The 12,130-nt window shown below is 70.9% G+C and carries 9 protein-coding genes and 2 pseudogenes; 6 read left to right on the top strand and 5 right to left on the bottom strand.

Annotation, left to right across the window (positions count from 1 at the left end):
• The first annotated feature begins 105 nt into the window (after positions 1 to 105).
• The 5 genes and pseudogenes from pdhA to QP939_RS25065 all read left to right on the top strand — a co-directional run bounded on the left by pdhA (position 106) and on the right by QP939_RS25065 (position 4,954).
• Positions 106 to 1,177: pseudogene (pdhA, locus tag QP939_RS25045) on the top strand (pyruvate dehydrogenase (acetyl-transferring) E1 component subunit alpha).
• Positions 1,177 to 2,172, top strand: coding sequence for an alpha-ketoacid dehydrogenase subunit beta (locus tag QP939_RS25050; RefSeq protein ID WP_285459244.1), 996 nt, complete (start codon positions 1,177 to 1,179; stop codon positions 2,170 to 2,172). The pseudogene pdhA and the gene QP939_RS25050 overlap by 1 nt, the downstream one beginning before the upstream one ends.
• A complete protein-coding gene (locus tag QP939_RS25055) occupies positions 2,165 to 3,367 on the top strand; it encodes a dihydrolipoamide acetyltransferase family protein (RefSeq protein WP_285459245.1) in 1,203 nt (400 codons plus the stop codon). The genes QP939_RS25050 and QP939_RS25055 overlap by 8 nt, the downstream gene beginning before the upstream one ends.
• A 55-nt stretch (positions 3,368 to 3,422) precedes the next feature.
• Entirely contained in the window at positions 3,423 to 3,971 is a 549-nt protein-coding gene (locus tag QP939_RS25060) for a hypothetical protein (RefSeq protein WP_285459246.1), read from the top strand.
• The gene (locus tag QP939_RS25065; protein WP_285459247.1) at positions 3,968 to 4,954 is read left to right on the top strand and encodes a coiled-coil domain-containing protein; all 987 of its coding nucleotides are present in this window, start codon (positions 3,968 to 3,970) and stop codon (positions 4,952 to 4,954) included. The genes QP939_RS25060 and QP939_RS25065 overlap by 4 nt, the downstream gene beginning before the upstream one ends.
• 73 nt (positions 4,955 to 5,027) lie before the next feature.
• On the opposite strand, the gene QP939_RS25070 is transcribed toward QP939_RS25065, so the two are convergent.
• The 5 genes and pseudogenes from QP939_RS25070 to QP939_RS25090 all read right to left on the bottom strand — a co-directional run bounded on the left by QP939_RS25070 (position 5,028) and on the right by QP939_RS25090 (position 11,414).
• A complete protein-coding gene (locus tag QP939_RS25070) occupies positions 5,028 to 6,167 on the bottom strand; it encodes an NAD(P)/FAD-dependent oxidoreductase (protein WP_285459248.1) in 1,140 nt (379 codons plus the stop codon).
• Positions 6,164 to 6,484 (bottom strand): bifunctional 3-phenylpropionate/cinnamic acid dioxygenase ferredoxin subunit, encoded by a 321-nt coding sequence (locus QP939_RS25075; protein WP_285459249.1) that lies wholly within the window; start codon positions 6,482 to 6,484, stop codon positions 6,164 to 6,166. Before QP939_RS25075 ends, QP939_RS25070 begins: the two co-directional genes overlap by 4 nt.
• Positions 6,485 to 6,666: 182 nt before the next feature.
• The gene (gene betA / locus QP939_RS25080; protein ID WP_285459250.1) at positions 6,667 to 8,334 is read right to left on the bottom strand and encodes a choline dehydrogenase; all 1,668 of its coding nucleotides are present in this window, start codon (positions 8,332 to 8,334) and stop codon (positions 6,667 to 6,669) included.
• Between the two features lie 8 nt (positions 8,335 to 8,342).
• Positions 8,343 to 9,912 (bottom strand): annotated as a pseudogene (locus QP939_RS25085) (amino acid permease).
• 35 nt (positions 9,913 to 9,947) lie between these two features.
• On the bottom strand, positions 9,948 to 11,414 hold the full coding sequence (locus tag QP939_RS25090) for an aldehyde dehydrogenase family protein (RefSeq protein ID WP_285459252.1): 1,467 nt from the start codon (positions 11,412 to 11,414) through the stop codon (positions 9,948 to 9,950).
• A 91-nt stretch (positions 11,415 to 11,505) separates the two neighbouring features.
• Between QP939_RS25090 and QP939_RS25095 the strand changes: the two genes are divergently transcribed.
• Entirely contained in the window at positions 11,506 to 12,084 is a 579-nt protein-coding gene (locus QP939_RS25095; protein WP_285459253.1) for a TetR/AcrR family transcriptional regulator, read from the top strand.
• The last annotated feature ends 46 nt before the right edge of the window (positions 12,085 to 12,130 follow it).

Raw genomic sequence — 12,130 nt, forward strand, 5'->3', positions numbered from 1 at the left:
CCTCGGAAGATCTCGCCGGAGGCCGTTTGTCGCTCATTTCGTCGAACCCTTGAACAGAAGAGCCGCAAGAACCACCATCTCAGCATCATATGTCTGCGAGAGGTGGTGTCCGTGGATACCCTGCTGCCGTCCGCGTCGCCGGTGCGGTTCGTCGCCGAGGACGGGACCCCCGTCGACCAGCACGGCGCCTACGTCGAACCCGCCCGGGACCGGCTCAAGGCCGCCTACCGAATGATGGTCCTCGGCCGCCGGTTCGACGTGCAGGCGACCGCCCTCACCAAGCAGGGCCGCCTCGCCGTCTACCCCTCCAGCGCCGGCCAGGAGGCCTGCCAGGTCGCCGCCGCGCTCGCGCTCCAGGAGCAGGACTGGCTCTTCCCCACCTACCGCGACTCCGTCGCCCTCGTCGCGCGCGGTCTGAAGCCCGGCGAAGTGCTGACGCTGCTTCGCGGCGACGCGCACTGTGGCTACAACCCCGCCGAAACCCGCGTTGCGCCCCAGTGCACTCCGCTCGCGACGCAGACCCTGCACGCCGCCGGTCTCGCCCACGCCATGCAGCGACGCGGTGAAGACGCCGTCGCGCTCGCGCTCATCGGGGACGGCGCCACCAGCGAAGGCGACTTCCACGAAGCCCTCAACTTCGCCGCCGTCTTCAAGGCGCCCGTCGTGTTCTTCGTGCAGAACAACCGCTACGCCATCTCCGTCCCCTTCGAGAAGCAGAGCGCCGCGCCCGCCTTGGCGTACAAGGGCATCGGCTACGGCATGCGCTCCGAGCAGGTCGACGGCAACGACGCCGTCGCCGTCCTCGCCGTCCTCGACGACGCCGTGAAACACGCTCGCGAGGGCCACGGCCCGGTGCTCGTCGAGGCCCACACCTACCGCATCGACGCCCACACAAATGCCGACGACGCCACCCGCTACCGAGACGCCGACGAAGTCGCGAAGTGGCGCGAAGCCGACCCGTTGCGACGGCTCGAGACCTACCTCGCGAACGACCTCACAGCCAACGAAATCGAGCTTCTGCCACGCCGAGGCCGAGGAGTTCGCCCAGACCGTCCGCGACACCCTCAACGCCGAGCCGGAGCTCGACCCGATGTCCCTGTTCGACCACGTCTACGCCGTCCCGACCCGCCAGCTGGAAGCCCAGCGCGCGACCCTGAAAGCCGAGCTGGAGGCCTGATGACGACCACGATGGCGCAGGCGCTCAACGCGGCCCTGCGCGACGCGCTCAAGGAGGACGACAACGTCCTCGTCTTCGGCGAGGACGTCGGCGCGCTCGGCGGCGTCTTCCGCGTCACCGACGGCATCACCGCCGACTTCGGCGAGGACCGCTGCTTCGACACACCACTGGCCGAGTCGGGCATCGTCGGGTTCGCCGTCGGGATGGCGATGGGCGGGTTCCGTCCGGTCGTCGAGATGCAGTTCGACGCCTTCGCGTACCCCGCGTTCGAGCAGATCACCTCGCACGTCGCGAAGCTGCGCAACCGTACCCGGGGCGCGCTCGAGCTGCCGATGGTGATTCGTATTCCCTACGCCGGGGGCATCGGCGGCGTCGAGCACCACTGCGACTCCAGCGAGGTCTACTACACCCACACGCCGGGCCTGCGCGTCGTCACGCCGGGCACCGCGCAGGACGCCTACGACCTGCTGCGCGACGCCATCGAGTCGCCGGACCCGGTGATCTTCCTCGAACCGAAGGTCCGCTACTGGTCCGGCGAAGAGGTGAGCTTCACCCGCCGCGGCCCGGCCATGGACAAGGCCGTGGTCCGCCGCCACGGCAAGGACGTCACTCTCATCGCCTACGGCCCGATGGTGGCCACCGCCATGGAGACCGCCGAGGCCGCGAAGGACGAAGGCTGGGACGTCGAGGTCGTCGACCTGCGTTCCTTGAGCCCGTTCGACGACGAGACCGTGACCGCGTCCGTGCGGCGCACCGGGCGGGCCGTCGTGGTCCACGAGGCCGCCGGGTTCGGCGGGTACGGCGCCGAAGTCGTCGCGCGCGTCACCGAGCAGTGCTTCCACCAGCTGCACGCGCCCGTGCTGCGGGTGACCGGGCTCGACATCCCCTACCCGGCGCCGAAGCTGGAGCGCCACACGCTGCCCGACGTCGACCGGATCCTCGACACGATCGCGCGCCTGCAGTGGCACGACACCCCGGTGGTGGCCGGTGCCTGACTTCCTGCTCCCCGACCTCGGCGAAGGCCTGACCGAGGCGGCCATCCTCAACTGGCACGTGAACGTCGGCGACACGGTCAAGGTCGACCAGATCGTCGTCGAGGTCGAGACGGCGAAGGCCGCCGTCGAGGTGCCCGTGCCCTTCGCCGGGGTGGTGTCGGCGTTGCACGGCGAGCCCGGGCAGCTGCTGCCGGTCGGCGCGCCGCTGCTGAGCGTCGGCGGGTTCGCCGAACCGGGCGTCACGACGTCGGCGGGCAGCGGCAACGTCCTCATCGGCTACGGCACCGCGCCCACGACCCGGCGCAAGCGCGTGCGGCGGGTCGAAACGCCCGCGCCGCAACAGCAACAGCAACAACAACAGCAGCCGAAGGCCGCGGCGCCCGGCGTGATCTCGCCGTTCGTCCGGAAACTGGCCGCCGACAACGGGATCGACCTCGCGACGGTCACCCCGTCCGGCGCCGACGGCATCATCCGCCGCGCCGACGTCGAAGCCGTCCTGGCGAAGCCGAAGGACGGCCGGAGGATCCCGCTCACCGGGGTCCGCAAGGCCGTCGCGGACAAGCTCACGACGTCGCGGCGCGAGATCCCCGAAGCCACCGTGTGGGTGGACGTCGACGCGACCGAGCTGGTCGCCGCCCGCGCGGCGCTGAACGCCAAGACCGACCGGCCGGTCAGCCTGCTCGGGCTGATCGCGCGGTTCGCCGTCGCCGGGCTGAAGAAGTACCCCGAGCTGAACTCGCGCGTCGAGGGCGGCGAGATCGTCCTGCTCGACCGGATCCACCTCGGGTTCGCCGCGCAGACCGACCGTGGGCTCGTCGTGCCGGTCGTGCGGGACGCGGGGGAGCTGTCCACCCGCGACCTGTCGGCGGCGATCGGCGAGCGCGCCCGCACCGCGCGCGAGGGCAAGCTGGCGCCCGCGGACCTCACCGGCGGCACGTTCACGGTGAACAACTACGGCGTCTTCGGCGTCGACGGCTCGGCCGCGATCATCAACCACCCCGAGGCCGCGATCCTCGGCATCGGCCGGATCATCGACCGGCCGTGGATCGTCGACGGCGCCGTCGTGGCGCGGAAGGTCTGCGAGCTGACGCTGGCCTTCGACCACCGCGTCTGCGACGGCGGCACCGCGGGCGGGTTCCTCCGGTTCGTCGCGGACTGCGTCGAAGCGCCGGTCACGGCACTGGGCGACCTGTAACGACTCACCGGCCGCATTGGCCGGTTGTGACGGTCGTGGCACTTAAAGTGTTCGCGTGACGACTCCAGCCCAGCACGACCGGGACCAGGCGGAAGCCCGCGTGGGCCGGCTCAAGCAGGACCTGCGGGCCGGGCTGGCGACCCCGCCCGCCGACGTCGAGGCGATGGACGAGCTCGTCGCGACGGCGCACCGGCTGCTCGACGCCGAGGTGGCGTTCGACGAGGCGAAGCACCGCCTCGCGAACGCCGAACTCGAGTCCCGGCACGCGGCGACGCAGCGCGCGGTCGTCTGGTTCGCGGCCGCGCCGGTGCTGGTGCCGCTGGTCGCCGCGGCGCTGGTGCTGTTCGAGGTGCTCTCGCCGGTGTGGCTGCTCGCGCTCGTGCCGTTGTTCGCGGCGGGTCTGTGGATCGGCTTCGCGCCGGTCCGCCGGGTCGGCGACGTCATCCGCGAGCGGACGCGGGCGGCGTGGGCGGGCAGTGTGACGGCCGGGCTGCTGGTCGTCGCGCTGGTGCCGTCGCCCGCGGCGGTCGTCGCCACGATCCTGACCGCGCTGGGGGTGGCGGGGACGCTCGCGCTGCTGTGGCGGGAAAGCCGGATCCCGTGAGCCACGGCTACGCGACCTACGGCGACGACCCGGAGTTCACGCAGGAGTACCCGGAGCCGGTCGACACGACGCGGCGCGACCTCGACGAGCTGTTCGCGGCGGTCGACGGGCTGCGCGCGGCCGTCGAGGAGACCGACGACCGCCTGCGCCAGGACGTCGCCGACCTGACCGAGCGGCTCGAGAGCGGCGGCACGAACCGGCAGGAGGACCGGATCGACCTGCTCGGCCGACGGCTGGAACGGCTGCAGCAGCAGGTCCAGGCGCTGGAGCGCGCGGTGCGCGTGTCCGACGGCGTGCCGCAGGTGAACCTCGACGACGTCGGCGCGGAGACGCGCGCGTTGGCGGCGGAAGCGGCGCGGTGGGACGACCTGCACAAGGAGCTCGTCACGAAGGAGCAGCGCGCCCGCTACGAGGAGGAGATCACGCGCCTGGAGTCGGTGCGGGCCGCGCACGCGCAGTGTGACCGCGACCTGCTGGACGTCATCGAGGTGCTGGCGTCGACGGACCGGGCGTCCCGCGCCCGCGGCGACGCGGAGCCGGAGCTGCGCGCGCTGACGACGCGTCGCCGGACGCTGCTGGACGAGGAGATCCCGGCGGCGGTCGAGGCGGCGGAGCAGGCGAAGCTGGCGTTGCGCGAGGCCGACGCGGTCGAGGCGCGGGTGGTGCCCCAGCTGGAACGCGCCGAGCGCGCGTGGCACGACCTGCAGGTGCGGCTGCGGACCCGGATCACCGACGCGCTGGGCTCGAACGCGCTGCTGCCGACGTGGTTCGGCAACGCACTGGGCGTCTCACCACCGTCGGGGACATCGGGCGACGCGTGGATCCGCACGGCGGCTTCGGTGCTGGCGTACCGGGTGACGTTCGGGGTCACGGACCAGGCGCTGCCGCTGGGTCCCCCGGCACCGGAGGACGCGGACACGACGGAACGCCGCTGGACCTGGCGAGCCCGGTTGGAATCCGACCTCGACCAGCTCTCCCTGTAGCCGCGTGGTGCCGTCGTCGTGAGTGTTTAGGGCGGTTAGAACCGCCCTAAACACTCACGACGCGTACCGCACGTCAGGTGGGGAGGGCGGCCGGGCGGCGCAGGGCCTGGCGGCGGAGGCGGTTGAACTGCTTCGCGTTGTTCAGCGCGAACACGCCCACCGTCTCGCCGTCCCGTTGCCAGGTCGCCACGAACGACGCCGACGACGGGTCGCCGTCGACGAACGTCAGCGTGTCGTCCGGGCGCGGGTGGCCCGCCAGCTGCAGCCTGCCCGAGTACTGGTCCGACCAGACGTACCCGCTCGGCGTGTACGTCCGCGACGTCCGCCCGGCCAGCAGGTTCGCCACCGCGACCGGGGCCTGCTCCGACGCGTTCGTCCAGTGCTCGTGCCGCCGTCCGCCGTAGCGGGCCACGTCGCCCACGGCGACCACGGACGGCAGCGAAGTGACCAGCCCCGCGTCCGTGTGGACGCCGTCGCCGACCGTCAGGCCCGAGCCCGCCAGCCACTCGGTCGCCGGAGTCATCCCCACTCCGACCACGACCACGTCGGCCGGGACCAGAGACCCGTCGGCCAGCCGGACGCCCGCCTCCTCCATGCCCGCCGCCGAGACGCCGCACCGCAGGTCCGTTCCGTGGTCCGCGTGCAGCCGGGCGCACACCGCCGCCAGCTCCGGGCCCAGCACCGGCTCCATCGGCGCGGCCAGCGCCTCCAGGACCACGACGTCCAGCCCCAGCGAACGGCACGTCGAGGCCACCTCGGCCCCGATGAACCCCGCCCCGACCACCACCACCCGCGCGCCCGGCACCAGCGAAGACCGCAGCGCCAGCGCGTCGTCGACCGTCCGCAGCGTGCGGGCCGCTTCGAAGCCCGGCAGCGTGCGCGCGCGGCCGCCGGTGGCGATCACGACGCCGTCCGCGTGCACCGAAGTGCCGTCCGACAGCACCACCCGGCGGTTGGCGGGCTCGAGCGCCGTCGCGCGGACGCCGAGCCGGAAGTCCAGGGCCAGCGACGCCAGGTCACCGGCGTCGAGCAGCTCCAGCGAAGCGGCGGACGCCGTCCCGGCCAGGAACGCCTTCGACAGCGGCGGCCGGTCGTAGGGCAGGTGCCGTTCTTCGCCGATCAGCACGATGCCGCCGTCGTAGCCCTGCGCGCGCAGCTCCTGTGCCGCGCGGACCCCGGCCAGCGACGCGCCGACGACCGCGATCCGCTTCACGCGGCGTCCTCGCTCGCCGCGTCCCGCACGTAGATGACGCCCTCGTCGACGACCACCGCGTACGTGCGCACCGGGTCCTTCGCCGGCAGGCAGGTCGGCATGCCCGTGCGCAGGTCGAACAGCGCCGCGTGCAGCGGGCACTCGACGAAGCAGCCTTCGAGCCAGCCGTCGGCCAGGGAGGCGTCCTGGTGGGTGCACGTGTCGTCGATGGCGTACAGCTCGCCCTCCTCGGTGCGGAACACCGCGATGGCGGGAGTCCCGGGGATCCGGACCGACTCACCGGGGGGCAGCTCGTCCACCGTACACGCGCGAATCATGACGCCTCCGAATAGTGTTGCGCATGGGGGAACATCAACTGTGATACGCAACAAAGTCTGAATCCCCCGGGAGACGCCGTCAAGAGGTACGCCCGGGTAGTTTTCGTTACCCGGTAACGGAGAACGCGGGCACACCGAAGGCCCGTACCGGGGATGGCGGTACGGGCCTGGCGGCGTCCGGACTACTTCGCGGCGGCTTCGCCGTGCCGGTAGAACGGCAGCTTGATCGGGTCCAGCGGGGTGTTGCCCAGGATGAGGTCGGCGGCCTTCTCGGCGGTCATCATCACCGGCGCGTAGATGTTGCCGTTGGGGATGTAGGGCATGACCGACGCGTCGACGACGCGCAGGCCCTCGGTGCCGTGCACCCGCATCGTCTGCGGGTCGACGACGGACTTCTCGTCCACGCCCATCTTGGCCGTGCACGACGGGTGCAGCGCGGTCTCGGCGTCCTTGGCGACCCAGTCGAGGATCTCCTCGTCCGTCTCGACCGAGGGCCCCGGCGAGATCTCGCCACCGTTGTACGGGTCCAGCGCGGGCTGGTTGAGGATCTTCCGCGCCACCCGCACGGCCTCGACCCACTCCCGGCGGTCGTTCTCCGTGGACAGGTAGTTGAACCTGATCGCCGGGTGCTGCCGCGGGTCGGTCGAGGTGATCTTGATCGAGCCGCGGGTGTCGGCGTACATCGGGCCGACGTGCACCTGGTAGCCGTGGCCTTCCGTGGGCGCCGACCCGTCGTAGCGGATCGCCACCGGCAGGAAGTGGAACATCAGGTTCGGGTACTTCACCTCGTCGTTGGACCGGACGAACCCGCCGCCCTCGAAGTGGTTGGTCGCGGCCGGCCCGGACCGCAGGAACAGCCACTGCGCGCCGATGTAGGGCCGCTTCCACTTGGCCAGCGACGGCTGCATCGACACCGGCTGCTTGCAGGCGTACTGGATGTACACCTCCAGGTGGTCCTGCAGGTTCTCGCCGACGCCCGGCAGGTCCTTGACGACGTCGATGCCGAGCTTCTCCAGCTCGGCGGCGTTGCCGACGCCGGAGAGCTGCAGCAGCTGCGGGGTGTTGATCGCGCCGCCGCAGAGGATGATCTCCTTGCCGTACACCTCTTCCGGCACGCTCCGGCCCTGCGCGAACTCGACGCCGACCGCGCGCGTGCCGTCGAAGAGGATCTGCGACACGAACGCGTGCGTCTTCACCGTGAGGTTGGGCCGGTTCATCACCGGGTGCAGGTACGCGCCCGCGGCGGACAGCCGCCGTCCTTTCCGGACGTTCCGGTCGAAGGGCGCGAAGCCTTCCTGCCGGTAGCCGTTGACGTCGTCGGTGCGTGGGTAGCCCGCCTGCTCGGCCGCGTCGAAGAAGGCGGTGAACAACGGGTTGGACGCCGGGCCGCGCTCGAGTTCGAGCGGCCCGTCGTGGCCGCGCCACTGCCCGTCGGGCGCGTCGGCGAGGCAGTTTTCCATGCGCTGGAAGTACGGCAGGCAGTGCGCGTAGTCCCAAGTGGACATCCCTGGGTCGCCGGCCCAGCGCTCGTAGTCCATCGGGTTGCCGCGCTGGAAGATCATCCCGTTGATGCTGGACGACCCGCCGAGCACCTTGCCGCGCGCGTGGTAGATGCGACGGCGGTTCATGTGCGGCTCGGGTTCGCTGCGGTAACCCCAGTCGTAGAACTTCGACCCGATCGGGAAGGTCAGCGCGGCCGGCATGTGGATGAAGACGTCCCACTTGTAGTCCGACCGGCCCGCCTCCAGCACGAGGACCTTGTTCGCGGGGTCGGCCGAGAGCCGGTTCGCCAGCGCGCAGCCCGCCGAGCCACCGCCGACGATGACGAAGTCGTAGGTTTCGGAACTCATCAGGCCTCCTAGCCGGGCAAGGTGTCCGGGGCGTTGTCGGGCATGTGTTCGGGGCTCGTGTGCGACGAACCCCAGGTGCGGCGCCGGACGTAGAGCATGATCGCACCGACGACGACGATCAGCCCGGTGACGATCACCGCGCCCCACTGGAAGTACCAGTGGTCTTCGCCGTAGACCTCGGCGCGCGGCCAGATCAGGTTGACCGTCATCCCGGCGCCGTAGAGCACGGCGACCAGGTTCACCAGCGTGCCCCAGCGGCCGAGCTTGAAGTACGGCCCGTGCTCGGGGCGCGGCCAGTGCCCGCGCAGGCGGCGCACCAGCATCGGGCCGGTGACCATCAGGTAGGGGATGTAGAACAGGATGATCGCGGTCGAGGTGAGGATGAAGAACGCCCGCTGGTTGCCGAGGTTGATCAGCAGCACCACGACGGTGAGGCCGCCGGTGAGCAGCGCGGGCAGGACCGGCGTCTTCGACCGCGGCGACACCTTCGACATCGCGCGGCTGAACGGCAGCCTGCCGTCGCGGGCCATCGCCCAGGTCATCCGGATGGCCGCGGTCTGCACGGCCAGGCAGCACACCGTGATCGCGATCGCCGAGCAGATCAGGAACGCGTCGCCGAGGCCTTCGCCGAGCGTGCTCTTCAGCAGGTACGGCATGCCGGACGTGCTGAGCTCCTCGGCGCCGAGGTTGCCGACGGCCATCATGCCGAACAGCATGATCAGCCCGCCGACGATGAAGGCGGCGCTGATCGCCCGGATGATCGCGCGGGGCGCGTGCCGCCGCGGCTGGGTGGTCTCCTCGGCCAGCGAGCCCGCGGTGTCGAAGCCGTAGAAGACGTACGCGCTCATGAGCGACGCCACCAGGAACGCCCCGAGATACCCGAACGAGTGTCCCTCGCCCGTGCCCGCGGTGTCGAAGACCAGGCCGGGGCCGCGCTTGATGTGGATGGCGAGCGCGATCACGAGCAGGATGCTCGCGCCGAGCTCCACCGCGACGCCGAAGTTGTTGATCTTCGCCATCAGCTTGACGCCGATGATGTTCACGATCGTGGCGAACACGACGAGCACGAGCGCCAGGATGATGGCGTTCCGCGCGCCGCCGGGGGTCGACGTCAGGCCGGCGTCGGAGTCGCTGCCGACGATCTGGAAGGCGGTCGACACCTGCGGCAGGATGATCTGGTAGGCGACCGCGACGGCCGCCGCCGTCACGATCGCGCCGATGATCATGATCCAGCCGGCCAGCCACGACGTCGCGGGCTTCGCGATCTGCTTGGCCCACTGGTAAACCGAGCCGGCGAGCGGGAACTGCCCGGCCAGTTCGGCGAAGCACAGGGCGACGCACAGCTGGCCGAGGAAGACCAGCGGCCAGGTCCAGATGAAGGCCGGGCCGCCCGACCCGAAGCCGAAGAAGAAGAGCTGGAACACGCCGGTCAGGATGGAGATGTAGCTGAACCCGGCGGCGAAGCTGGAGAACGACCCGAGCGAGCGCTCGAGCTGCCTGGCGGTAGCCGAACTTTTCGAGTTCGGACGAGTCGTCGGCAGCAGGCCCCCCGCCCGCCGGCTTTTCCTGGGTGGTCATGGCAACGTCCTCACGTGGTGGGTGGGGGAGACGGATCAGCCTTTGAACCAGTGCTGCGGAACGGGATCGATGTTCTGGTAGACGTGCTTGCTCTCCTGGTACTCCGCGAGCCCGGACGGTCCGAGCTCGCGGCCGATGCCGGACTTCCCGAACCCGCCCCACTCCGCCTGCGGCAGGTAGGGGTGGTAGTCGTTGATCCACACGGTGCCGTGGCGCAGGGCCCCGGCGACCCGCTGGGCGCGGGACGCGTCCGACGTCCACACGGCTCCGGCGAGCCCGTACTCGGTGTCGTTGGCCAGCTCGATCGCTTCGGCCTCGGTGGTGAAGCGTTCGACGGTGACGACCGGGCCGAAGACCTCTTCCCGGACGACCGCCATGTCCCTGGTGCAGTCGGAAAACACCGTCGGGCGCAGGAAGAACCCGTTTTCGTACCGCGGTCCTTCCGGCCGCTTGCCGCCCGCGCGCAGTTTCGCGCCCTCCTTGAGAGCGCTTTCGATGTACCCCTCGACTTTGGCGCGGTGCTGCGCCGAAACGAGCGGACCCGTCTCGGTCTCGGGATCCAGGCCGTCGCCGACGCGGATCTTGTCGGCGCGCGCGGCGAGGTCCGCGACGAACCGGTCATGGATCCCATCCTGGACGATCAAGCGCGCGCCCGCCGAGCAGACCTGTCCCGAATGGACGAACGCGGCCATCAGCGCGTAGTCCAATGCGGTGTCGTAGTCGGCGTCGGCGAAGACCACGTTCGGGTTCTTGCCGCCGAGTTCCAGCGCGACGCGGCGGACGCCCTTGGCGGCGGCGGTCATGATCTTCTCGCCGGTCGCGTAGCCGCCGGTGAAGGAGACCAGGTCGACGGCCGGGTGCTCGACCATCGCCGCGCCGACGTGGCCCGGCCCGAGCAGGAGGTTGACGACGCCGGGTGGCGTGCCCGCCTCTTCCAGCAGGGCGACGAGCTTGATCGTGGTCAGCGGCGTGACCTCGCTGGGCTTGAGCACGACGGTGTTGCCCGCGGCCAGCGCGGGCGCGACCTTCCAGGACATCTGCAGCAGCGGGTAGTTCCACGGCGCGATCAGCGCGCAGACGCCGACCGGTTCGTGCACGATCCGGCTGACCACGGTCGCGCTGCCCGCGTCGACCAGGCGTCCGGCGTCCTTGTCGGCGAGGTCGGCGTAGTAGCGGAAGACGTTCGTCACGTCGTCGATGTCGATGCGGCCCTCGCCCAGCGTCTTGCCGGTGTCGAGGCTTTCCGTGCGGGCCAGCTCCTCGCGGTCGCGGACCAGCAGGTCGGCCGTCTTGCGGAGCAGGGTGGCGCGTTCGGTGGCGGTGGTCCGCCGCCACGGGCCGTCGTCGAACGCCCGGCGGGCCGCGTGCACGGCGGCGTCGACCTCCTCGCGACCCGCCTCGGCGACGGTCTCGATGACTTCGCCGGTGGCGGGGTTCAGCACGTCGGAGTGCGTTCCGGCGGTCGCGTCCGCCCAGATCCCGTCGATGTGGAGGTCCTTCATGCGGCCCTTCCCGGATCGGTAGTGGCTGCTTGGCGTCAAGAGTGCGTACATTTGTACGCGAAACATGTACAGATGTCCACAAGGGGGTTCGATGGCGAAGAGCGAACCCGGCGCGACGCGGCGCCGGGGTCCGAACGACCCGGAACGCCGGGCGCGGATCGCCCGGGCGGCGATCGAGGTCGTCGCCCAGCGCGGGATCGACGGGCTCACGCACCGGGCCGTCGCCGCGCAGGCCGACGTGCCGCTCGGCTCGACGACCTACCACTTCGCGACGCTGGACGACCTGCTGGAGGTCGCCTTGCACGAGGCCGCCGAGCGGAACGTCCACGCGCTGAAGGAGTGGGAGGCGGCGCTCCCGCCGGACGCCGACTTCGCCGCGGCGCTCGCCGAACTGGTGATGGGCTACATCAACGAGCAGTACCGCGACACCGTCGTCGAGTACGACCTCTACGTCGCGGCCCTGCACCGGCCCGCACTGCGCAAGGCGAGCGCGGCCTGGGACGAAGCCCTGATCGAGTTCTTCGGGTTGCGGACGGACCCGCTCACCGGCCGCCTGCTGGCGGGCTTGTTCTGCGGCCTGCTGATGCAGGCGGCCCTGGCCGACCCGCGACCGACCCGCGCGGAGATCGAAACACTGTTCCGGCGGGCGATCGACGGCCCCGCGGCCTGATCTCTTTGCGGGAACGGGAAAACGCGGGTTGACAGCCGTGCGTGGC

The sequence above is a fragment of the Amycolatopsis nalaikhensis genome (assembly GCF_030264295.1).
In the GTDB taxonomy this organism is placed as follows: Bacteria; Actinomycetota; Actinomycetes; order Mycobacteriales; family Pseudonocardiaceae; genus Amycolatopsis; species Amycolatopsis nalaikhensis.

Excerpts from the sequence above, each read along its gene's own strand:
- betA (WP_285459250.1), bottom strand. The coding sequence starts at position 8,334 with ATGAGTTCCGAAACCTACGACTTCGTCATCGTCGGCGGTGGCTCGGCG.
- QP939_RS25090 (WP_285459252.1), bottom strand. The coding sequence starts at position 11,414 with ATGAAGGACCTCCACATCGACGGGATCTGGGCGGACGCGACCGCCGGA.
- QP939_RS25095 (WP_285459253.1), top strand. The coding sequence starts at position 11,506 with ATGGCGAAGAGCGAACCCGGCGCGACGCGGCGCCGGGGTCCGAACGAC.
- QP939_RS25075 (WP_285459249.1), bottom strand. The coding sequence starts at position 6,484 with ATGATTCGCGCGTGTACGGTGGACGAGCTGCCCCCCGGTGAGTCGGTC.
- QP939_RS25050 (WP_285459244.1), top strand. The coding sequence starts at position 1,177 with ATGACGACCACGATGGCGCAGGCGCTCAACGCGGCCCTGCGCGACGCG.